Genomic DNA, 23813 nt, shown 5'->3' on the forward strand with positions numbered 1-23813 from the left:
TTTAACACCCGAATCGGGGGTGTCGGAGATTACCAGTTTTAAGGTTTTCCGGATAGAGAGTCTTTAGAAAAAATCCGGAAATCGTTTACTAACTGTTTTAGTTTTGCCATAAAGAGTTCATTGAATATGCAATCTTTGAGTACCCCTCGCCCGCATATCAAAAAAGGGACTTATCCAATGCCCATGGCCAGAAGTCTGTCGGACGCTCGAAAGCTTAAGCCCAACAGGCTCCTAGAGAGCAGAAGATCAACAATAAAGAGAGCAGCTCCACGGCATGAAAACCTATACACTGAAAAGCGACGACCATACCATTCCTCTCTATTGCTGGAATGACCTTCCAGAAGGTGTGGAGCGCAAAGGGATTGTTCACATCAGTCACGGTATGGCGGAATATGGACAGCGTTACAGTTCTTTTGCCACAGAACTGAACCAGGCAGGTTATATTGCCTTTACTCATGATCATAGAGGCCATGGCGCCTGTATTGAGCAAAATGGTGAAGGTTATTTCTCCGGGCAACGCGGCTGGCATAAAGTCGTCGATGACCTGGCGGTTGTGGTTGAGTTTATCCAGAAAAAATTTCCCAGCTGCCCTCTGATACTCATGGGTCACAGTATGGGTAGCTATATTCTTCAGAGTTACCTGATCCACCACTCTCCCCGACTGGCGGGTACGGTACTTTCTGGCTCAAACTATGCCCCCAGATTCTTACTGGAAGCCGGCCTGCTGGTAGCCAAAGCGGAATGCCTCAGACAAGGCAAGAAAGGCATAAGTCCCCTGATCAAGCAATTAACCTTCTCCAGTTATAATCGCCAGTTCAAGCCAAACCGCACTGAATTTGACTGGCTGAGCAGAAACCCTCAGGCCGTTGATGATTATATCTCCGATACACTTTGTGGCTTCCCCTGCAGTAATCAACTGTGGCATGACCTCTTCAAGGGTTTACTTCATATCGGTACTATCAGCAACCTGAAGAGAATAGAGCCAGAACTGCCTGTTTTGGTCATGGGAGGGGAAAAAGACCCCGTCAGCGCTCCGAACGGACAACAGAAACTTACCAAAGCATTACGGAAAGCCGGCTTAAAAAATGTCACACTGAGCTTATATCCTGAGGGCCGTCACGAAATGCTGAACGAAATGAATTCTCAGCAAGTGATAAATCGCCTGTTACAATGGATTAATCAAACAGCTATGAGCCGGGAGTGCTGCCCAGCGGAATATACCACACCGGTGGTCACAGAATCCTGAACAGCAGCATTTTCATACTCACTGTTTACCACGGAAAACAATTTTCTTATCACTTTTCATGATCGAGAGTGGGTAGAATGTTTTTCTTTCGCTATGGGCATTTTGTGGAATTGTCAGCCGGCGGTGATTACCGTCGCCCTTTCTTTGTTGTTTTGCCTTCAAGGGCCAATGATAATGCGTAAACTGGAAAACACCCCTTTCAACGAGCTTAAAATCGGGGATAAAGAAACACTGACCCGCACGCTTAACGAACAGGACCTTCTGCTGTTCGCCAAGGTGTCTGGCGATACCAACCCGGTTCACCTGGACAAGGATTTTGCGTCTACCACCCAGTTTGAAGGACGCATTGCCCACGGAATGTGGACTTCCTCTCTGATCTCATGTGCTCTGGCAACAAAATTGCCAGGACCGGGCGGTATTTACCTGTCACAGGAAGTGAAGTTCATGCGCCCTGTAAAAATTGGTGACACCGTAACAGTTGAACTGGAAGTAGTAGAAATCAATGAGCGTCGAAAGCGCGCAACCGTCTCTACCAATGTCATCAACCAAAATGGCAAGACCGTCGTAAAAGGCAAGGCTGAAGTGATGCCAGCCGTTGAAAAAGTGGTGGTAGATGAGTACCCCTTACCTGATGTCGAGCTGATCAGCAGAGCCTGACTACCTTCTGAAAAGCCGGAAAAATCCGGCTTTTTTTCCTGCCCGGCCCCATCAAAACAGCCTCTTATCAGTTGCACCCTTTTGGACAATTTAGCGCACGACAATGGTGAATCATCTCACCAAAATTGGGCGTCACTCACTTAAATCTGCTTAATATTGTTTGAACAAAAACCTCTATGGAATACTCCTGAATAAACTTCTCGATGAGATGCCGTTCACCCTGAAGCTTGTCGAAAGGTTGTGCTATTAGGCTTCGACAGGCTCAGCCCGAACGGGCCTTGAGAAGGCTTGAACAGGGAAGCTAACTACAGAAAACTCCAAATCCATAAATAGCGGATTACCATTGTGACCCCTCTCCTGTCTTGAAAAGTCCTCACTTTTGTTGAACCAGCGCACACTTTTTTAATCAGGTATCATCTTCTTTACAAAAATTAAGTCAAACGATTGAATGAATTTAACTGTTTTGTTTCATTTATATGACACTTTCAAAATTGCACTACATCAGTGCAAGTCTCATTTGAAAGTGAGTGCTTATTGATCTGAATGTATATGTCTACTGTCGTTTCCTCCAAAAAATAGAATGCATTCAAAGATGTGAATAGCACAACAGAGCAGTTTCATCTTCAGTCTGTTTATGGCACCAGTAAACAGGCAAAAGAAAAAGATGAGACCGCAAATAATAAAAATAAATCACCTGAAGTCCAGAAACCGGGCGCTTTCTTCGAGAAAGCCAAAAAGTCCTGTGAATGGTGAATAATGACTGGAGCTAAAATAGCTATGTCATCACTAAAAGAGCTGTTGTTCAAAAAAAGCGGCCGTATAATAAAGCCTGTTATTGCTGTTTCTATCGCTTGTACCTTTAGTACCTTATCCTTCTCACAAACCCCTGCCTTTCCAGTACCCAACTGGCCTACAGACTCACCTGAACACCATGGATTTGATTCCACACTGCTACAAAACACCTCTGCCTATGCACAATCCATCAATTCAGACAGCCTCCTGATCATCAGAAACGGTCACGTTATCTGGGAGGAATACTGGAACGGTCTGGGACAAAATTCGCCACAAAAGAATGTCTGGTCTGTTACTAAGTCTTTCACAGCAATACTGGTTGGAATTGCCCAGGATCAGGGGCATCTGAGCCTTAATGACAAGGCATCGAACTATATATCCCAATGGCAGGGAGGTTCCAGTGACTCCGTAACGGTTCGACAACTTCTCGCCAATACCTCCGGTCGACACCACAGTATTTTCTGGGACAACTGGCATTTCAGGAAAGAGGGCTCTGTAGGCAAAAGTGATATGACCGGTTACGCCATAGGTCGATCACAACAGAACACACCCGGATCGGTCTGGAGATACAACAACCTGGCCATACAGACACTGGACCGGGTTTTGAGCGTCGCAACCGGAATAGATACTGCCTCATACGCTACCAGCGAACTGATTAACCCTCTGGGCATGCTGAACACCACTGCATTTACTGACAACAGTGGCCAAATGATTATGCCCTCTCACCTCAGAACCACTGCCAGAGATATGGCCCGACTGGGCTATCTGTTCCTCAATGGTGGACACTGGAATGGCCAGCAGATTGTGCCACAAAGCTACGTAACTGCTGCCACCTCACCGGGTTCATCACTGAATGCGGCATACGGCTACCTGTGGTGGTTGAACACCGGCCCCAATGACACCTGGCGCCACCCTGCCATTAATAATCACGCTGCAAAAACGGGCGTAATTTTTCCGGATGCGCCTGCTGACCTTTATGCCGCTTCAGGCAATAACGGTCAGGTAGTGATTGTGTCACCGTCTGAAAACCTGATCATTGTACGACAGGGTCATACCAAAGTGGATGGGCCGGAAATCATTAACGAAGTGTATCGTGAAGTCGCTGCAGCGATGACGAACTAGCGCAAACAGCCGTTATACCCCTTACCGTACGCACTGAGCCTGTCGAAGTGCATTACCAGTATCCTTCGACAGGCTCAGGATGAACTTGGTCTGTATGGTAATTAACGTTTGGCTGCTCTCTGAGTAAGAACTGTGAGCGTTGTCATGAAAGTCGACGCTCCAGAATCAATAAATGTAATCCGGAAATTCTATAGCGGAGCCTCTCACAATAGCAAAAGCTTTGAAGTCAGCCAGCGTTTCAGGGGGGGCATCGGGTTTGATACTGAATAGATTACAAGGCCCACGGACATTGTCATTGTCTATTTTTACTCCAATAACCTGATACCCTTTCGCCAGAGCTTTCTCTACCCGATCCAAACGAACTGACTTCTGATCGTAACAACCACCCGACAAGCTGGAATAGGTTCTGTCAGGTTCAGTGGCCGTTACCTGATGAGCCTGATCAACATCGATACCGTATTGTTTTGCCTGTCTGCTCAGGTGCTTCTGTTGTTGTTCAAAAATAGTTATCTCAAGGCATCTTAAAGCGTCTTTTGAGTTTTTCAGGCAGGCCACCTGTGCTTCATGATCACCTTTACAACCCAGAATCTCTGCCAGCTTTCGAATTCGTTCCTCACAACCTTCTGACAATACGTCATTAATCACTTCAGAGAACTGTCCCAGTAATAGAAAGCGATTCAAATAGGTGGGTGATACCGGTACAGGCCAGTTAGCCAGGAGCAAGTCATCACTTAATTTATGACAAAAAGGGTCTTCGATTGAATAACGATCCAATGTACTATCCCACTCATCACCCACTATCAAAAAAGACAATAAATCTGCGTCAAGTATTCCAGCATGGGCGGCTACATACTCTGAAAGAACATGAGAGTGAACACCATGAGTCAAAAGAAAATCAAGATTGGTGGGATCTTCATAATAGGGCAACCTGGAAGCGAGATAATCACCTGTCAGATAAGGCATGAAACCAACAAACTCAACATTTCTTGCATAACCTCCCGTTCCCCATAGCAGAAAATGGCGAAGCTTAGCTTTTACACAGGAGTCTGACTGTGTGCCAAGAAGGTTATCCCCATGAGCCGCTCTGTTAAGCTGAGCACTGACTATCTTTCGTAGCACAGAGCTGGCTCCGGAAGATTCACTAGAACCTGATCGATTAGAAGTCAGATATTCATAATCCGTCTGTTCCGCGCACTCATAAAGTAACTCATCAAACCCTTCATTCCCCCCCTTAACAGCCTGTCTTCCGATACTGCTTCTTAATCGCTCAAAAGGAATCTTTCTGACCACTCGCTCACCCTTTTCTGACAAGCTAAACTCGGGACATTCATTGAACAGCTGTTGGCCAATGACAGTGAAGGCTTTCAAATACTGTTTATAATCCAGAAGAGAAGTGTAGAGTTTCCTGATTCGATTCCTATTCGCGTAAAAATAGGAAGACAGAGGTTTGTCTTTTATCGATGCTTCTGTTTCAACCATCCTTTCATCGACAATTTTTTCCAGAATAACATCAGGGTCTTCTGGCAATTTAGGTGTGTGAGTAGACGGCACAATCAGTTCGGCCAAAGGCAGGTTATAGCCATTGACTAAAGCTTTCTGTGTTTCCCTGTCATACAAACAGACATTCCGCCCTGTAATAGGCTTTTGAGTGACGGCTGAAGGCGTCCTGTCGATAGACTTGCTGGCGCACCCACACTCATAGAGTGGTGCTGGTTGAAATGGCGTTACCGGGTCTTGGTACCCGGGAAAGGTTAAACGGGCGGTAGTCGCATCCATACTGCATCATCCTGGTATTCCCTGACCATAAGATTTTGACTCCAATACGGCTGGAGAGTTCCCTCAGCCCGTCAGCATTTCCAGTTCTATCAGATTCGTTAACGCAATAGCATTTTCCTGTCCACACACAACACTGTCTGCCTTGAAACCAGAGCAAACATCAGGACGATCAGACTGGCCAAAGAGATTACAGAGGTTATTGTCATTGAGTTGTATACATCGAACTCCGGCAGGTTTGCCTTCTGGCATTCCCGGTATAGGAGAAGATATTGAAGGTGCAATACAACAGGCACCACAACCCAAACGACATTCCATAAAACAAACCCTGCTACCTAAATAAACCAGCATTGGCGCCGGATAAGTCACCAAGGCCAAAAACGCAGGCATTTTATTGATTCGATGATCAGATAGAAATCGGGAATTGTCGTACTGTATAAATACGGATCTCAGAAAGTGTATTTTTCATCTCCGATACGATAGCTTAGCGACGAATCATTGAAAGAAGTGAACAGAGTTCATGACATCACTCCATATCTCCAGCCAGTTTGATGGTGGCAATATCAAAGTCATCAACAAGGACAACCCGGAGCATATTCAGCTGGACATCAACAAAGACGTTGAGTCCGGCTTTTATCAGTGGTTTTACTATCGTGTCAGTGGCTCAGAGGGGCAGCCGCTGACCATGCACCTGAATAATGCATCGGGCTCCTCCTATGCTGAAGGCTGGATCGACTACCGGGCCGTCGCCTCTTACGACAGAGAACACTGGTTCCGTGTTGACAGCGACTACGACGGTGAAAAGCTGATTATCCAGCACACCCCCGAGTGCAACACAGTTTATTACGCCTATTTTGCGCCCTATTCTATGGAGCGTCACCACGACCTGGTGGCCTGGGCTCAACAATCAGCCATAGTTCAGACAGAAACGCTGGGTGACACTCTGGATGGGCAACCCATGGATCTGCTTAAGATTGGTGGTGGGGAAGGCAAACACAAATGCTGGGTTATCGCCCGTCAGCACCCGGGTGAAACCATGGCAGAATGGTGGATGGAAGGTTTCCTCCAGCGCCTTCTGGACCCTGCCTGCCCGGTAGCTCGTGAACTGCTTAAAAAAGCTGTTTTCTACGTGGTACCCAACATGAATCCAGACGGCAGTCGTCGTGGTCATCTGCGCAGCAATGCCTGTGGTGCCAACCTGAACCGTGAATGGGCTGAGCCTTCTTCTGAAAGAAGCCCGGAAGTCCTTCTGGTCAGAAATAAAATGGATGAAACCGGCGTCGATTTCGCGCTGGATGTCCATGGTGATGAAGCACTGCCTTATAACTTTATTGCAGCAGCTGAAGGTATCCCATCCTGGACCGACAGACTGAATACTCTGACCGAAAACTATCTACAAGCTCTGGTACAGGCCAGCCCTGATTTCCAGACAGAGTTTGGCTATCCAAAAGACGAGCCCGGTAAAGCCAACATGACGGTTTGCACCGCCGCACTGGCAGAACGCTTTGACTGTCTGTCCATGACCCTGGAAATGCCTTTCAAGGACACGGTGGATTCACCGGATGAGTATCAGGGCTGGAGCCCGGAAAGAAGTCAGGCTTTGGGCGCTGCAAACCTGAATGCCATTTACTCAGTCATTGATCAGCTTCGCTGATTATTAAACACTACACAGGAAGACAGGGGCATAAGTACCCATTGGATTTCAAGATGCTACTAGGAGGCTGACCGAGAATAGACAGCCCGGCCTAAAATCCAGAAAGAACGGCCATCTTTTCCACTGAATTTTATGCTCGGACGCTATTCTCGGTCAGCCTCCTAGGCGACAAGTGAGCGAAGCCCTGTGCGCCTACAAGTAGTAGGTGATCAGGGTGAGCGAACGCTGGCAACAACGTAGCATCTTGAAAGGCTAATATCTGACCCTTCAGAAGTTTTGACCCTTTCAAATCAATCTTCCCCTGTAGGCTATTTCTGTCGCAACCCCTCACTTTTCATCAGCGAACCTGCGAAAGCCCCGAATCTTGTTGAGAAAAAAAAGTTTCAATCTACCTTTAATGAAGTCAGTTATAGAAAGAACAGGTTGAACAATGAAATCCTTACGCTATTATCCGCTCGTACCATTTATGCTCGTACCATTTATGCTTGTAGCACCTATTCCTGAAAGTGCTTTGGCTATGGAGGTATCCTCTGTGGAGTATCAGGCTCCCAATGGTACCTATTTTGCTCCAGTGGAAGTTCTCCCGAAACAAAGATATAAGGCTCATATTGGCGCCTATAATGCCAATGGAACCGATTATTATGTTTCGCATGTGTCTTTTGAGGCGGGTAATCCAATGAATGTATTTCCCATTCTTTATGATGTGAAAAATAAAAAATATCAATTTCTAATGGATGAGCCAGATGTTAATGGTAAGTGGTTTGATGCGAAAGAAGATATCATCAATCAAATATCAAAAACGCATCAGATTCATCTGAATTTCCAGAACTACAGAGTAACTAACGTAGGGAAAAAAGGTGTTATAGTTGGGTATGGAGGCGGATCTGAAGATAAAGATCCTCAGGCTGATGCAATCAACCCGCTGTTTAGGAATGCAAGCTCAACTCAATGGGAAAGGTTAACAGATCAATATGCTAATCACACTGAAGGATGGCATTCGACCCCTATTGTAGCGACTGATGATGGCAGTCGAATTGTTGGTTTCTACGCTAATAAACTGGTCAACTGGAGTGCCGATTCGAAAGGGGATTATGTTCAGAAGAATATAGATCAGTTCTCCCAAATTGAAGAACAAATAGAGACTCAGGATTTAGGCTATCAGCCTGTTTACTCGAATGATGATTTAAGTCAGGTGGTCTTCAATCTAGTACCAAAGCGTTCCGCTTTTGATGCAGATTCTCCTGACCAAGGGACTCGGGAATTTGATTATCGGGTTATCATTCTCTCTCGAAAAGAAAATAATTCGACGTTTCTGGAAAGCTATTATCCTTATACCGGTCTTGCTTTAGGGGTCGATGGTAATAAAATTTATTTGGCGAATGAAGATACGCAAGAGATTCTGGCAGTGAGTATTGATCAGGATTATCCGATTGATAATAGAGATCTGCAGGCGAGTAATAATGAACTTCACTTAAGCATTTTTAACAGAGCATCGCATGTAGGATTAGAATATTTCCAGCTGGGCGAAACCTTTTATAATAGTGTAATTGCCGTATATAATGAACCTGCTTATAGCAGCATTAGCAACCCGGTAGCGATTATGTTTGGCGACGGTAAAGGGTTTATCAATCAGTTCGATTTTGCTCTGGCGAACAATATTCCGTCAGCGATATTTAAGGCGGAAATTATTGATATAACGGATGAAAATGGTGACTTGACAATCAGGTTAGGAGATCGCGGAAAAATAATGGTTGTGACCATTAAAGACCCGAAGTTTTAGACGTTCGGAAAGAAGCTAATCATAGAATATAAAAAGCCATAAGGAACTCAGGTTTAGAGCTCTAAAGACACGAACGCTCGAGAAGGTTTCAGGGTCATATCTTAAACATTTCGGGGTCACATCTTAAATTTCAATTGGCTTAATCATAATAAATTCACGATTCAAGATGCGACCCCGGAGTTTAAGCAGAAATCATCGACTTCACAGAATAAACTCCCCAAGGACATGAGAGACTCGACGGGTACTGGACGTTGTCTTGGCAAACACAATACAGCTACCAGTTGGTTCTCATGTCATTTTTTCGATCGAGCTGACGTTAAATTAAATGCATCAGTTTTTCCCTGAGACCATAAAAGGAGCATAGGTGTCCGTCAAATAGTTACACCACTCTTTATTGCCCTTGTTGAGATTACTGGAAGACTTATTTTGTTCCACCAAGAAAGATTTTAACATGGCGTCATTTTCAGGTTGCTTGAGGCCTTCCGCGATTCTATCAGACAGAACTTGCAGTTCTAATTTCGATTGAGATGATTTTTTCCTACAGTAATCTAAATCGATATCTGACAATGAGAATAAAATAGAAATGGCCTTTAACAGGCTCTCTTCTTGTTCTCTGGGTTTTTGCAAGTGTGTCTGCTCAATAATTAACTCACTATTATCCGGGTCAAAATGTTTAACGATAGTTTTTTGATTCATAGCCTCAAAGAGAAGGGCAACCAACAGCATTCTCGGACGCTTTCCGTAAACGCTAACTTGCCCATCACCGGATATGGATATATCGTCAGAAAATCTGACTCTTAACATCCGCCCTTTCCCTCCATCTCCCTGAGCCAGGCTTTCAATGACGCATTTATGGAGGCCGAGATCCGCGGTGATCACCAATGCATCATCAGTGTTTACAACCCGTGTGTCATTGCAAATGGCGTCCCCGAGCGCCATAAGTACTAATCCACTGAGGCCAACCTGGCACTGCGGTGTTGTAAAATCGATCACGGATTTTTCCCGCTGCCCGAAAAGGTTTGTTACTTCGCCTTTGCCGGAAGACTGGCAGACATGAGGTAATGCATCTATAAACTCCTTGTGCAGCATAAAAATAATATCATGACAGCTTTGAACCGCTTTCGGCTCTTTTGGTGGCGTGAGCTGCTGCAAGGCTTTCTGGAGTTCAGTAAAGTGCTGCTGCCAGGTCGAAAATTCTTCTGAGGCCTCAGGCAGTTCACCATTATCCTTAAAGGGTTGTTTAATGGCCTGAAGGTGTGCCTGTATATTTTTGTTTAAATTGGCATACCGATATTTAAGGGTTGCAATTGCATCTTTTCTTTTGGTCAGTTCAGCGCTGTTTTCTTCTGTACTTAATGCAAGCAGTTTGTCATAGCCATCAATAAAAGCCTGTGTATCCTTTAAGAAGTTATTTGTTTCCTGTTCCAGTGCAGTAATAAACTGTTGCCTATCGGTAGACATAGCCAAGGAGACCACCGCCTTGGGTTCCAGACACTGGGGAAATACGCCATTAGGGGAGAAATATTGTAACAGGTGAGTATTTTGCTTGTTGAGCCAGGTGAAGGCTTTACCGGGGTCATCAAAATGAGAAGGTGGCTCTCGTCGCTTACCCGAAGCTCTGGGGGGGATGCTATTTACGACAGAGGTCATTTTCTTCTGCAAGAAATCAACATGGTCTCCCTGCCATAACACTCCTTCCTGATGTTCGCCAAAGTGCCCGCAGGCCATGGTATACGTTTTTTGAGGGCTGTCATGCTCCCTTTCCGGAAAGGTCGCAGACTCACCGGCAATAAAGTAGGGTTTTCCTGCCTGCCTTAAGGTAATCGCCACATGATCATTCAGTCCGCCATGTCTGAAAATAAAGCCACTGGCCTTAGCGAGAAATTCAGGCTCCAGCATGCCCGGATGAAAATGTTCTGCCACTACAATATTTCCTTCCTCCAGCGCACTGCTTGGCCCATCGGCATGATACAGTACCCCACGACAAAATCCTTCGCTGACCACTGTTCCTGTCAGGGCTTCAGGTGCCTCAGGCCGGGCATTGAAGCGCATGGCGCCGGGCAGGCGAGTGATTGGCCTGACCTGGAGAATAAAAAACTGACCTGCTTTATCAATGCCAAACTCCACATCTACCGGGCATAACAAGCGTTTTTCAAGAGTTTTTATATGTGATGTCAGTTCATTAATCTGTTGTGTTGTTAACTTTTTGGCACCCATGGATTCAGTGCTGACCTTTTGCTCTTCATAACCACCTTCTTTTGTTTTAACCAGAGCGTAGGTTGAGTCAATGCTGCCGGGCGTAGCGGTGATAACAGGTTCAGGTGCGCTCCGGTTCACCGAATGCAGGTCAGGCGTAATACCATTGTCGCCACCCACGGCGGTGCGAGGCTGGCCGGGGGCAGAATTAATTTGGATGGTATTATCGCCCAGAGTCGAGTAGCTCATGGCAACACCACCCGTTTGACACGCAATACACTGCTGCAATATGACCGGCATGATGGGCGGAACGGGCTCGTTAACCGAGGCATTACGATAGCCCGATGCAATAACCTGAAGATAGGTTTGTACTATATCTTCCTGCCCTTTGACTTTTGAATCATATTTTCCCGCCTGTGCATCGCCGTAACTGTCTTCGGCCACGCCTGAGCTGCGGGCAATCACAGGTGTGTCGATGCCTTTGTTTTCTTTTTGCAGTTGTTGGTAAAACGACCGGATGGCACTGGCTTCTCCTGTTGCAGCAATGGTTTGATAAAATCCGTCGCTGGTCAGCAAGCGGGCTAATTGCTCAAACCCTTTCTGCCGGGTTTCAGGTTCCTGTTCAGAAAGCGCCTGCTTAATGTCTTCAATACAGGTCGCCTGTGATTCAGGGAAGTATGCTCGAACCAGCTCCGGCGCAATTACCTGTTTTTCAATATTCCTGCCAATATCAGTATCCACGCATTGAAAGGCTGGTACGGGAATGCCTGCCTGTTGCATGGTTGTGAGAAAAAAACCTTTGCCTCCGATGCGATGTCGAATTTTGTTATTTGTCGTACGCTTTCTGCTTTGAACATCAGGGTTATCAGTATTTATTACTGATGTTGCGTCTGGTAAATCTGGCCTGACAGTATCCGGGTGAGCTTCCACAGGGTTTGGAGAGGCTTTCAAATTCAGCCTCTGACGCGCCAGAACCTTTCTGAGTAAAACATCGTTTAGCCCAATGGCGCCCGGTAACTGTTGACCTACAGGAATGCCAAGGCGTTCCTGATAATGTGTTAGCAACCTGAACTTGTCTTCTTCATTAAAAAACTGGAATTCTCTCAGGTAGTCATGGAAAAACCTACCTTCTTCTAAATCCTGCTTATTAGGAGACAGGGTAACCAGTCTGTCACACGCCTGCACGGCTGCCTCTCCATTTAACCGGTGACACTGGAGCACTCTTGGAATAGCCAGTGCTGTCCGGTATACCTGTTCACTGCTGTTTATCAAGTGGCACACTTTTGACTGAACGTCTGCCGGGCTTTTAACCAGGCAGGCCAGGTCACTGATAGAGCGCATCACATCTTTCTTACTGCTGCTATCAGAGAGTGCGCCTTTGATTGCAGGTGCCAAGGTGGCATCATCCACTGTCATTTTGCCCAGCATCAGGGCTGTGGTCACCAGCATAAGACGATGAACCGCCCATTCAAAACTCTCTTTCTCTTCCTCTGGTAATTGGCTGTCTTCAAGAATGTGGCTGTATTTGAGCTCAAGTTTATCGATTTCCTCTATTAATGGGCTGGAATGGGCAGGCACCTGAGCTAAAATTATTTTCCGGGCAGCCTGAAGGCAACCTTTTATAGAACCATGATCCTCTATTCGGGAACCCTCTTTCGGAATGGCTAGAGACTGCAATTCTTTTGCTAATGGCAAAAATGGCGATAATGAGTAGATTGCGCTTGGGTAGCTGGGAGCAGGCAGTTCACTTTCGTCGATTGAGTGCTTGTCAGTGAGAATCTCGTCTATTTCTTCCTGGTAGTCATCTTCAGGGTAATACGCTATTCGTTGGGCGGCATTCACTAGTCTTGCAGTCTTTGCTCCGGAGCCAGAGTTGGAGGTATGTATAGCGGCAGCAGCAAAGCGTAAAAGCGTTGCACCAGCTGCATCCGCTTTTTGTTTGCACTCTTTTGAAAATGTTTCTTCCCCTCTGGCTATCAAGTCTGTTTGGATTTTATAAGCAATGTTATAGAGTTCATCAAAAAAATTGTTACTGATCTCTCCCCCTGGATCAACGATCGTGCAGAATTTATTCGAATACCTGCGCACACGGTTTTTACAAAGCTCTGTCATCGAATCAAAGGTTACAGGAACAGAGCTTTTCTCAAGTAACATGCCTTCAGAGACCAGACGAAACTTAAGGTTGAGGTCCCGGAGGTCGATCTGATCTACCGATATCTGGTTTATGTTACGCCCCGTGTTTTTTTGCAGGGCGCTTAATATTTCGTACTTATCTTCGGCGTCTAAAAAATCGAGCTGCCCTATGCAGGCCAGCAGGGCGGGAGGGTTGCTGCCTGCCAGAGATAAAGCGACCTGTTTCACCTCGCTTGAGTGTTTCTTTGACAATGTAATGTCAACGCCTTTTTTCTGACTAAAGCGTTCAATCTCTTTTTCCAGTGCCTGATGCTGCTCCGAAGGTAAGCTGCTTTCAATATTTGGGCTTGCATCAACCACTCGGTTTCGAAGGGTTTTACCTGAACGGCCCTCAAGCTTGCCTTCGCCCGGAATCAATATTTTACCCTCAGCCAGAGCCACCTCTCGCCCCATAAATTTCACGGATTGTTCATTTATAGAGAAGCAGGAGGGAAGCTCTCTGATGGTTTGCGCCAGGGTTTCTACTGACATTCCATTAAGGCGGTCATTCAACATGATGGCTCACGGTTTGGATTTCAGGATTATCCCAAATACATTCGGCGGGTTTACCCCCAAGTTTATTTAAGGCCTATGCCAGTCATTCCCTTTCTTCATAAAACCCCTGTGATACCGGGCTATCCAGCCAGATAACAAAATCACTTTCGCGTGATTTAGGGGTTATTTATTATGAGTGGCAGCAAGACCTGGGCATTTCAAGGTAACGGTAAACAAGCTTTAAGCTCTGAACAACAAGAGATTGAGGAGCTCAAGGCCCAGATAAAATGGCTAAAAATGGATAAGAAAATATTAAAAAAAGCAGCGGCCTTCTTCGCAATAGAAACTCTGTAAGATACGAGTTTATCCGGCAAGAGAAGGAGGTCTACCCTGCGTCCAGACTGTGTTTGATCATGAAGGTCAGCCGCAATGGCTTATATGAGCAGTAAAAAACCTATGACAATCGATCTACCACCCAATGCACTGACAATAGCTCATTGGTGTCGTAAACCGGCCCCGGAATTGCCTCATCATTCAGATCAGGGAGCCAATATGCTTCCCATGATTTGCAGCATGAGCCAGACAGGGAATTGCTGGAATTTTGAGTCTGCGAAATACCCGCTCGCAGACTCAAAATAATCTAGGTGGCTGACCGAGAATAGCGTCCGAGCATAAAATTCAGTAGAACGAGTCAGCTTTTTCACTGAATTTGTGCGAATAGTTGACCTATTTAAGCAAATTCAGTGAAAAAGATGGCCGTTCTTTCTGGATTTTAGGGCGGGCTGTCTATTCTCGGTCAGGCTCCTAGATCACCTGACTGAGAAAAGTCTGTAAGCGTTCGCTTTCCGGCTCATCAAAGAAGTGCTCTGGATCACTGTCTTCCAGCAACTCACCAGACTCCATGAATATCACTCGGTCAGCCACCTCACGAGCAAAACCCATTTCATGAGTCACTACCACCATAGTCATACCTGAACGGGCCAGCTGTTTCATAACCTCCAGCACCTCACCGACCATTTCAGGATCCAGTGCCGAAGTTGGCTCGTCAAACAGCATAATTTTCGGTTGCATGGCCAGAGCCCTGGCAATAGCAACACGCTGTTGCTGACCACCCGACAACTGGGGAGGAAAACTCCCGGCTTTGTCTGAAAGGCCAACTTTCACGAGCAACTCAACACCTCTGTCTTCAGCGTCACTTCGGGAAATGCCTCGAACCTTCATCGGTGCCAGACAGATGTTGTCCAGAACACTCAGATGAGGAAACAGGTTGAAGGACTGAAAGACCATACCGACCTCTTCCCTCAGCTTATTGACATCACCCGGTGTAGTGAGAGAAATGCCATCAACAACAATTTCACCGGTGTTAATGGTCTCCAACTGATTCAGCGTTCGCAAAAAAGTGGACTTACCGGAACCACTGGGCCCGACAACCACCACCACTTCGCCTTCCTTGATGGTTTGACTGACATTCTTCAGGGCATGAACACCGTTAGGGTATACCTTGTGAATGTCTGTCACGGTAATAATGGCATCAGCTTCTTGCGGCATACTTCACCTCCATTCTTCTGACAACAAACGACAGAATACCGGTCAACACCAGGTAAAGCAGAGCAACAGTAAACCAAACTTCAAACGGACTGAAAGTACTGCTGACCGTTTCCCTGCCAGCTTTAGTCAGGTCTGTCAGGGAGATAACCGACACCAGTGAAGAGTCTTTAATCAAGTTGATAAACTGTCCGGCCAGTGGCGGCAGTACCTGCTTAAAGGCCTGGGGCAGAATGATATAGCGCATGGTTGCCCCCCGGCTCATTCCCAGACTGCGCCCAGCTTCCATTTGGCCTTTATTAACAGACTCAATGCCTGCTCGAATAATCTCAGCAATATAGGCACCGGTAAAAATCGACAGTGCAGCAACACCGGCAGTAAATCGATCTAAATGAAAAACCGTGCCAATAAAGAAATAGACAATAAAAATCTGCACCAGCAATGGTGTGCCTCGAATCAATTCGATATAGAGAATCGAAAGATTTCGCAATGCCGGATTAGGCGATATTCTTGCCAGCCCTGAAATAACACCGAGTAAAATGGCAAAAACAATAGATACCAGAGACAGTTTGATCGTCATGACCAAACCATTGGCAATGGGTCCGGCTTTCCATTCATAACTGACGGCTAGCAAATCCCCTTCAAAAACCAGGTCATTTTCATAAACCTGAACGTCGGTAAAGCCCTCGATAACGGTCTGTTCTGAGTCATCAAAATCATTAACCAGAACCAGCTGCCCACTGTCGTTCGCTGAAACCGTACCGTCGTATTCAGCCCTGAGTGGATTTTCTGCCTTGTAAAAAACGTACTGTGGAATGCGCTCCCAGCGCCAGATGTAGTCGATCGACTGACTGGATTTGTAGATACCCACGCCCATCAGCAGCAATAACACACCAAAAACCAGATTCCATAAAACCTGGTTTGGTTGTTTCTCCATTTGCAACGGACGGACGCCTATGGGTTTACTGCCCAGCACTTAGTTCAGAGTCTTCTGCCAGTCGGAGCTTTCGAACCACTTGCCATAGATCTTGTCATAGGTGCCATCACCCCGGATCTGGCGCATGAAGTTGTTCAGCCAGTTTTCAAAATCCGGATCACCCTTGCGGATACCCCAGGCCAGAGGCTCATGAGTGAAAGCAGTATCCAGGTGAGTCAGCTTGCCAGGGTTCTGGCTGGAATAGATCGCATTGAAAGGCAGGTCATATACGAAAGCATCTGCCTTGCCATTGGCTACTTCCAGAGCACCGTCGGCTTCTGTTTCAAACAGGCGGATGTCGGATTTGCTCAGGTAACGCTTGGTAGCCTGTTCACCGGTAGTACCCAGTTTGGTCGCTACGGTGTACTTCTTATTGTTGAGATCCTTGTAACTCTTGATTTCACCTTCCAATCCTTTGCGCAGCAAAATAGTCTGGCCTACGACAATGTAAGGCTGGGCAAAATTAATTTGCAGATTACGCTGTGGCGTCAGGGTCATACCTGACATGATAATATCGAATTTACCGGTCAGCAGCGCAGGAATAATTCCATCCCAGGCGGTGTTCACCAGCTCCAGCTTAACACCCATCGCTTTAGCCATCTGACGGGCAATATCCACGTCAAAACCTACAATATCACCACGCTTATTGGTCATTTCGAAGGGCATGTAACCCGCTTCCATACCCACACGTAGAGTGCCACGCTCAATAATTTCGTTCAGGGTAGACTTCTGCCAAAGTGTATTGTCAGAAGCAAAAAGGCTGCTGCTAAAAGCCAGCATAAACGTCAGAAATGCCACTATTTTTTTCATTATGTTCCACTCCACGGTTCCGGTTCAGCCGGAACTCAGTTACTTCCAGTTTTTATAATGTGAAAAATCTGCCAGTGTCTGGAGGCTGATCGGGATAAGACCGCGCCCATCTCAATGAAAGATTGTTACTTTCACTCAAGCTTTTTGAAACACGGCTGTTCGTTGGGAAGCAGCACAATATCTCTCTTTTTGTCGTTTTTTATCCACCCTTTCTTCGAAGGTTTCATGCAGACAAGACTTGCGTATTTTACCTATACAGCGGGATTTGAAAAGCACTTTAGTACAATTCGTAAACATCAATACGCCCCCACCAGCAGTCAGACGTTTGGGACGACTGACAAGGCATTTCAGTTGCAATATGGAACCGAGACACTTCACAGCTGATTGTTCCCAAGGCAGTCCTGGCACAATTTCAACAAAGCATACATGCGAAGGAAAACGGCTCAGACCCGGACAAACTACCCACTATCAAGATCCAGCTATCTCAATTCAGCGATAATCTGATACCCGCTTTTTACGTTATCAAGGTTCCCGATGAACAAAACCAACTTCACTGCCAACTCGGCATTGATGCAATAGACGACATTAGCTGGATCTTGGGCGATACCTTTTTACGCTCCCAGCTATCCATTTATGACCTCAAGGGAACACGGGGCGGGTTTGCCAGACTGACTCAAAAATTGACCTTGAAAGAGTATGAATACATCCAGGAATAGTACTTTTTAAGGTTGAGAATACAGGGCAACCTCTCGGCTGCCCTATCCGAGCCTATCAACTCCCGATCACACCACCATCATCTTTGGTGATCATGACTGTAGTAGAACGAGGTCGGGTTTTACCATCACTGGCCGGGAAGCTGATTTCGGGATGCTGGATGTTCACCCACATGGTTTTACCATCAGGCGTCGTCGTTACCCCTGTAATTTCACACCCTCTGGGCCCCACCATGAACCGCTTCACTTCTGCCGTGACAGGGTCACAGCACAACATCTGGTTTGTACCCATGTTGTAGTTCCGCTCGCTGTCATCACCGTAATCTGTCTGAATCCACAGGCGCCCCTGGAAATCAAACCAGATACCGTCGGGAGATGAGAAGATATCACCCTTGATGTTACCAATAAGGTTCTCAGGCACTTTACTGTTATCAGCTAAAGTCGCGCCGGGGCGATCACCTGCCAGCAGAAAAACTTCCCAGTCAAATGTTATAGCCGTTGGGTCAGACTGAGCTTCAGTAAATCGTACAATCTGCCCGTGTCGATTATCTTCTCTTGGGTTTGCAGCGTTGGTAGACTGATCGTCCTTTTTTCCCCGGTGCTTGTTATTGGTCAGAGTCACATACACTTCTCTGGTCGTTGGATGTACGGCCACCCATTCGGGTCTGTCCATGGTCGTGGCTCCCACAATATCCGCAGCACGGCGGGCATTGATCAGCACATCTGCCTGACTGAAAAAGCCATTACGACGAGTCAGTCCACCCTGACCAAAGACCAGAGGTTTCCACTCACCTTTACCGTCGTCATGGAAGATCGCCGCATAGAGGGTACCGCTGTCCAGAATGTCGGTATTAGATGTGAGACGCTTGGGATCATAAACCTTGTCAGGCACAAACTTATAAACGTATTCACCCCGGGTATCATCACCAAAATAGAAAGCCATCTGACCGCTGTCACCCAGAGACAACGTCGAACATTCCCTGACCAGACGCCCCATGGCTGTCCGCTTTTTAGGGGTACTTTTTGGATCAAAAGGATCAATCTCTACCACCCAGCCAAAGCGATTAGGCTCATTCACGTAACCTCCATGAGCCTGTTCTTTATCAGGAGTAGCATTGAAGCGGGGCTCTACAGACTCCCAGGCATAGTAAGCACTGTTCTGCTGGTTGGAGACGCCATACCGATGATGGGAAACCCTTTGGGCATAATCGTCCTTATCCCTGTTCACGAAATAGTTTTTCCAATTTTCTTCACAGGTCAGGTAAGTTCCCCAGGGCGTAAAACCCATGGCACAATTATTAAGTGTTCCCAGCACAGTTCGCCCTTCGGGGTCAGCCATGGTTTTCAACATATCCGTGCCGGCCGCTTCGCCTGTTAACGCCATAGGGGTCATACCGGTGATACGGCGATTGTATTTAGAGTCCATGACTCTTACCCAGGCGCCATCCGTACTTCTTTTCACTTCAATAATACTGACACCATGAGCAGCCATCTCTTTCTTAACTTCGCTTTCAGGACGAAATCTAAGACCGTTCTCGTCTTCCTTGAAAGTCAGTCCACCAGGATGCAACGTTGGGTTGATGTATTCATGATTCATCACCAGCAGGCCCTGATCATTGGGCTTGTCTCTGAACGGAAAGAACCAGATACCGTCATGGTTCTGCCCTGCCTGCTTCATCTGATCCTGCCAGGTATTGGAAGCATCTTTCTGCCAGGCAGGAGCCCCCTGTTCAACAGGATCGCCCCAGGAAAAGAATGACTGGGCGGAATAGCCCTTTGGAACGGTTACAGTGTCAAAGTTCGGGTTTTGCTCAACGGGAATGGGATTGAAACCAATGTCAGGGCGCTGAGACGGACGATAATGGGCCTGGGCAGTACTCACCAACCCTGATCCACCCAGAAAACCAGCCATAGCCAGACCCAGCCCACCTTTCAGAAAGTTGCGGCGGCCACTTTCAACCATTTCATTCAGTGATCCGGAGTTCGATGGGTTATCAGCCTGGTCATCCACAGCTTCCAGACTTTCGTGATATTCCTGATGGTTTTGTCCCAATAACATGCAAAGCTCCCTCATCATTTATTATTTTCTTTGCATGGATCATCAGTATCTTTATGCCGCTGAAGCACTAAAACTGTGTCGCATGCTTTTTGAGGGAGACTAGCTTTCGAGTGTTACAAAAATATTTCGATTAGCAGTCAATTCAGCTCAGTTGTCTACCAGTCGGTTTTCAACCAGCTCTTCTGGCAAGAGGACAGACAACACAGATAATTCTCGGGGCTTTTGAATTTTCCAGCGGGCATTTCCCTTGTCATCACAGGCCAGCACGCTGTCACCAAATAACTGTACTGCATTCACACAGGCAATCTGCATGTCGATGGAAACCCGCTCTTCACAATCTATAGAAGGAAACATCAGTTTGGTAGAACTCACTTTGACGGACTTACCCAGTACTGGTTCTTCATTAATTTTCAAATCACTGATCAATTCGAAGTGGTCATTGATTCTGGAGTGACAAACCCAGGCTTCACCTTCTTTTACATCACCCGGGATTGAAACCAGAATAGTTTCTGATTTTTTAAAGCGTCCCCAGGGTCCTTCATGCTTCAGAGGAAGTTCTCTCAGAAAAACACTGAATTCTGCATCAGGAGAAAGTGCTTTGATATAAGACAACAGACTTTCTTCCTTGATCATACCTTTCAGTTCAGATTCCAGTTCAGTCACTCTGACCTTTTTCTCGTTTAGCTCAGCTACTTTTTGTTTATAGTCATCCAAAAACTGAGACGGCGTTTCGAAAGAAAGACCATTGGCTTTAACCAATAATGAAAAAGGTTCGGGAGGGTTGATAACAGGCTGAATTAATCCATAGAAAAACAGGCCACAAAGAGACAACACCAAGGCACCTTCAAGGGTAATAATATTGAATATTTTGGTCTTGTTCGTATTACCGGATGTAATGTCTTCCCTGAAATCACTACTAAAAATCAAGGCAAGAATCAGACAACAGAGTAAAAAGGCACAGACACCCGAAACCAAATAGGGCCAGTTTTCAGCAACAAGCATTGTTTTACGTCCATGTTATCGAGTCGAACAGTATAAACAGCTACAAGGTCAGGAAACAATCAGTACAGCTTGAAAACACTCAGGATTAAAAGCAGTCAGGATATATGGGAAGGTGTGAACAAGTTCTATGAATACTCTGCTAGGAGGCTGACCGAGAATAGCGTCCGAGCATAAAATTCAGTAGAACGAGTCAGCTTTTTCACTGGATTTGTGCGAATAGTTGACCTATTTAAGCAAATCCAGTGGAAAAGATGGCCGTTCTTTCTGGATTTTAGGCCGGACTGTCTATTCTCGGTCAGCCTCCTAGACAAAAGGCGGCAAATACAAGGCTCAGTTTGCGGTTAATAACCTTAGTCATTAACAAAAACTGGAACGCAGGACAACTGCATGGATGCAGGTGGTAGAGCAACGTTTGGAACAGTTGCCGAGATGCCACCTTTTGACCTTGCCCTTCGGAGCAACCAGATAACGACTATTGTCCTCTACCTTTTTCATCTGAAGAAAATAGCGGAGAATTTTTGCGGGCAGATCAGTATACCTGGCAGGATTAAACAACGGTTCCTTCTAGATTCATCGGTTGAACTCAGACGGGCTTGAAACAACAGGAAATCAAAACAGGTAAAGATGTAGTATTGTGTACAGGAAACCATCTGGAGAATATCTGCCATGCTGAGCCTGATTTTGTATTTTCTGATCAACGGTCTGGCTGTTTTTATTACCGCCAGAATACTCAAGGGCGTTGAAATTAAAGGCTATGGCAGTGCGGTGCTGGTGTCGATCCTGCTAGCGGTGGTCAATACCTTTGTAAAACCGATTCTGTTTTTCCTGACTCTCCCCATCACCATTCTGACCCTGGGTCTTTTCACCCTGGTGCTCAACGCCCTGATGCTGATGATCGTTGATTATTTTATGGACAGCTTCAAGATTGACAATTTTGGCTGGGCGCTGGTCATGGGTATCGTACTTTCTATCGTCAACGCTATTCTCTTCTTTCTGATACCGGGTGTCGTTATTATTTAATACCGGAAGGAGCAGGCTAAAGCCTGCTCCCGACTCACTGGTGGCCACCGGCAGAGAAAGCATACCGGCACCGAGGCTGTCCCTGCCACGATGACGGTCCCACCCAGGATACTGCCTTCCTGCTCCGGCTTTTCTGCCGGGATACTTCCGATCACTGCTTCACTCATATATTGGCTTCTAAAACCTGTTTATTCTGTTCATCTGATCTTTTCAGGTAGTTCGAACAACGCGTGACCTTGGCAATGCTGCCCCCAAAACGTGAAGCAATTTCACGCTGTGAAGCTTCCCCATTCAGCAATGCCCTCATAATGGCCAGTCGTGAAGCAACGGCCTCCTGCTCTTCTGGAGTCAGTAAAACATCCATGACCCTGTGCAGTGACTTTTTGTCTGACTGACTCTGAATCAGACCCAACATCTCTGCCCATAACCACTCTGAAAATGTACTGGTGTAACGGTACAGCAGTACATTATTGTCCGACATTGTGGATTCACGGATTCCAACCGTGCAGTTATGCCCACTTAGCCAGGAGCCTGTCGGACTTAAGCTTTCGAGCATAAAATTCAGTAGAACTAGTCAGCTTTTTCACTGAATTTGTGCGAATAGTTGACCTATTTAAGCAAATTCAGTGGAAAAGATGGCCGTTCTTTCTGGATTTTAGGCCGGGCTGTCTATTCTCGGTCAGCCTCCTAGGAATGAGGCACAGCAAAACTTATGTTTTTAGGCTGGCTGTCGAGACATAACAGCAGAGACTCTGATGAAAGGAACCCTGATGAAAAGGATCACTCTGGTACTGGCCAGCCTCTGCGTCCTGCTCATTTCGCCACTGACTCAGGCCAGAACTCAGACTGCCGGAGCCCAACAAGAGGCAGCCCTGAATTTTTATTTTCAGAAAGATCCTGAGGCCAAGGGGTATGCCGTTACACTGCCACTCATGCTCGGGAATGCTTCATCCAGGGCTCAATCCATGGAAATGAATGAGTTTCCGGCCTTCACAGTGGCGATACAACAGGGTATGCAGGGGTTGGATATTCTTTTCTTCGATAAACTGTCCGGCAAGCTACTGACCAAAATGCGCTATCCGATGGTCCATCGTCTACAGAACACCTTTCAGACCCAGGGCTTCACCGGGTTGCAATACATCCATCATCCGAATGGTTCTGTTCTGCAGTTTATCGGTATGGTGAGGTAGGACGCAGAAAACTGCGTCCTGATCTGAATCAATCGAGCTTCAGAGCTGATTGAATAGACTTCCAGGGAATGTATTTAAAGTTTTGAGGACTGGATGGCATATGATTTCTGCCATCCTGAACCACCAGCATACCTTCAGAGAAAACGCCTCCAAAGTTGGCACTACTGACATCCAAACCATCGGTTTCAGACGCTCCATCAATCCCTTTGGCAGCATTCAAACCCACACGGAATGAACCTCGGTAGGCATAAGGTTTTTCTGTATCGAAAACCGCATAACTGTCATTACCCTGACTGGACACTACCAGGTAAGACTGTTGTTCCTGTGAGTAGACGGCCATCCCTTCGACATCGTCTACCAGCTGCCCACCGATTTTCGCTACAGGCTCCAACTTGACGCCATCATTATCGTTAGCTCCAATCACCCAGACACCCGCCCCTTCCTCACCCACAAACAACTGCTGAGTCGCTTCGTTGGCAACACACCCTTCCGGCTGACTGTCAACTTTGAAGGTACGAACTTTGGTTCCAGAAATACGCATACCACGGACTTTAAGTTGGTATTGTTGATACGTACCATCCTTATCATTGACGAAAACATCAATACGTCCT

General features: G+C 46.4%; 20 protein-coding genes. 10 read left to right on the forward strand and 10 right to left on the reverse strand.

The window, feature by feature from the left end; translation table 11 throughout:
- Positions 1 to 274 precede the first annotated feature (274 nt).
- The 4 genes from GZ78_RS14930 (at position 275) to GZ78_RS14940 (ending at position 3817) form a co-directional block, all read left to right on the forward strand.
- Complete coding sequence (locus GZ78_RS14930) at positions 275 to 1246, forward strand: alpha/beta hydrolase (protein ID WP_081869874.1); 972 nt, start codon at positions 275 to 277, stop codon at positions 1244 to 1246.
- Positions 1247 to 1420: 174 nt separating this feature from the next.
- Positions 1421 to 1903 carry a MaoC family dehydratase gene (locus GZ78_RS14935; protein WP_034837554.1) on the forward strand — a complete coding sequence of 161 codons (483 nt, stop codon included), beginning with the start codon at positions 1421 to 1423 and terminating at the stop codon, positions 1901 to 1903.
- Between the two features lie 594 nt (positions 1904 to 2497).
- Positions 2498 to 2656: a hypothetical protein gene (locus tag GZ78_RS29515; protein WP_161787399.1), complete on the forward strand. Its 159-nt coding sequence runs from the start codon at positions 2498 to 2500 to the stop codon at positions 2654 to 2656.
- A 24-nt stretch (positions 2657 to 2680) separates the two neighbouring features.
- Positions 2681 to 3817, forward strand: coding sequence for a serine hydrolase domain-containing protein (locus tag GZ78_RS14940; protein ID WP_051786213.1), 1137 nt, complete (start codon positions 2681 to 2683; stop codon positions 3815 to 3817).
- A gap of 165 nt (positions 3818 to 3982) precedes the next feature.
- Here the strand turns inward: GZ78_RS14940 and GZ78_RS14945 are convergent, their stop codons facing one another.
- Positions 3983 to 5593 carry a hypothetical protein gene (locus GZ78_RS14945; protein WP_152558752.1) on the reverse strand — a complete coding sequence of 537 codons (1611 nt, stop codon included), beginning with the start codon at positions 5591 to 5593 and terminating at the stop codon, positions 3983 to 3985.
- A gap of 63 nt (positions 5594 to 5656) precedes the next feature.
- A complete protein-coding gene (locus GZ78_RS14950) occupies positions 5657 to 5908 on the reverse strand; it encodes a YkgJ family cysteine cluster protein (protein WP_034837559.1) in 252 nt (83 codons plus the stop codon).
- Between the two features lie 202 nt (positions 5909 to 6110).
- Between GZ78_RS14950 and GZ78_RS14955 the strand changes: the two genes are divergently transcribed.
- Positions 6111 to 7244 (forward strand): M14 family metallopeptidase, encoded by a 1134-nt coding sequence (locus GZ78_RS14955; protein WP_034837561.1) that lies wholly within the window; start codon positions 6111 to 6113, stop codon positions 7242 to 7244.
- Between the two features lie 430 nt (positions 7245 to 7674).
- Positions 7675 to 9024, forward strand: coding sequence for a hypothetical protein (locus GZ78_RS14965; protein ID WP_152558753.1), 1350 nt, complete (start codon positions 7675 to 7677; stop codon positions 9022 to 9024).
- Positions 9025 to 9354: 330 nt separating this feature from the next.
- Here GZ78_RS14965 and GZ78_RS14970 read toward each other — a convergent pair whose 3' ends face one another.
- Entirely contained in the window at positions 9355 to 13908 is a 4554-nt protein-coding gene (locus GZ78_RS14970) for a PEP/pyruvate-binding domain-containing protein (RefSeq protein WP_034837569.1), read from the reverse strand.
- Between the two features lie 171 nt (positions 13909 to 14079).
- Between GZ78_RS14970 and GZ78_RS29855 the strand changes: the two genes are divergently transcribed.
- Positions 14080 to 14241, forward strand: a complete 162-nt coding sequence (locus GZ78_RS29855; RefSeq protein ID WP_169741421.1) for a hypothetical protein — start codon at positions 14080 to 14082, stop codon at positions 14239 to 14241.
- A 450-nt stretch (positions 14242 to 14691) separates the two neighbouring features.
- Here GZ78_RS29855 and GZ78_RS14980 read toward each other — a convergent pair whose 3' ends face one another.
- The 3 genes from GZ78_RS14980 to GZ78_RS14990 are packed head-to-tail and all read right to left on the reverse strand — an operon-like array spanning position 14692 to position 17218.
- A complete protein-coding gene (locus GZ78_RS14980; protein WP_034837572.1) occupies positions 14692 to 15435 on the reverse strand; it encodes an amino acid ABC transporter ATP-binding protein in 744 nt (247 codons plus the stop codon).
- A complete protein-coding gene (locus tag GZ78_RS14985) occupies positions 15419 to 16408 on the reverse strand; it encodes an amino acid ABC transporter permease (protein ID WP_236631582.1) in 990 nt (329 codons plus the stop codon). Before GZ78_RS14985 ends, GZ78_RS14980 begins: the two co-directional genes overlap by 17 nt.
- Complete coding sequence (locus GZ78_RS14990; protein WP_034837574.1) at positions 16409 to 17218, reverse strand: transporter substrate-binding domain-containing protein; 810 nt, start codon at positions 17216 to 17218, stop codon at positions 16409 to 16411.
- A gap of 380 nt (positions 17219 to 17598) precedes the next feature.
- Here GZ78_RS14990 and GZ78_RS31005 point away from each other — a divergent pair, with 380 nt between their 5' ends.
- Positions 17599 to 17934: a pepsin-like aspartyl protease gene (locus tag GZ78_RS31005; protein WP_407919788.1), complete on the forward strand. Its 336-nt coding sequence runs from the start codon at positions 17599 to 17601 to the stop codon at positions 17932 to 17934.
- A 55-nt stretch (positions 17935 to 17989) separates the two neighbouring features.
- On the opposite strand, the gene GZ78_RS14995 is transcribed toward GZ78_RS31005, so the two are convergent.
- Both GZ78_RS14995 and GZ78_RS15000 read right to left on the reverse strand, forming a co-directional pair.
- Positions 17990 to 19990, reverse strand: a complete 2001-nt coding sequence (locus GZ78_RS14995) for a PhoX family protein (RefSeq protein ID WP_152558754.1) — start codon at positions 19988 to 19990, stop codon at positions 17990 to 17992.
- Between the two features lie 147 nt (positions 19991 to 20137).
- Positions 20138 to 20992, reverse strand: coding sequence for a hypothetical protein (locus GZ78_RS15000; RefSeq protein WP_034837576.1), 855 nt, complete (start codon positions 20990 to 20992; stop codon positions 20138 to 20140).
- 666 nt (positions 20993 to 21658) lie between these two features.
- On the opposite strand from GZ78_RS15000, the gene GZ78_RS15010 reads away from it, so the two are divergent.
- A complete protein-coding gene (locus GZ78_RS15010; RefSeq protein ID WP_201772720.1) occupies positions 21659 to 22012 on the forward strand; it encodes a phage holin family protein in 354 nt (117 codons plus the stop codon).
- A gap of 163 nt (positions 22013 to 22175) precedes the next feature.
- On the opposite strand, the gene trpR is transcribed toward GZ78_RS15010, so the two are convergent.
- The gene (gene trpR / locus GZ78_RS28980) at positions 22176 to 22493 is read right to left on the reverse strand and encodes a trp operon repressor (RefSeq protein ID WP_051786214.1); all 318 of its coding nucleotides are present in this window, start codon (positions 22491 to 22493) and stop codon (positions 22176 to 22178) included.
- Positions 22494 to 22782: 289 nt separating this feature from the next.
- On the opposite strand from trpR, the gene GZ78_RS15020 reads away from it, so the two are divergent.
- Positions 22783 to 23202: a hypothetical protein gene (locus GZ78_RS15020; protein WP_152558755.1), complete on the forward strand. Its 420-nt coding sequence runs from the start codon at positions 22783 to 22785 to the stop codon at positions 23200 to 23202.
- Between the two features lie 28 nt (positions 23203 to 23230).
- Here GZ78_RS15020 and GZ78_RS15025 read toward each other — a convergent pair.
- On the reverse strand, positions 23231 to 23813 hold a 583-nt coding region (locus tag GZ78_RS15025), incomplete at its 5' end, for a phytase (protein ID WP_152558792.1).

Origin of the sequence: Endozoicomonas numazuensis (assembly GCF_000722635.1) — a bacterium.
Taxonomy (GTDB): domain Bacteria; phylum Pseudomonadota; class Gammaproteobacteria; order Pseudomonadales; family Endozoicomonadaceae; genus Endozoicomonas_A; species Endozoicomonas_A numazuensis.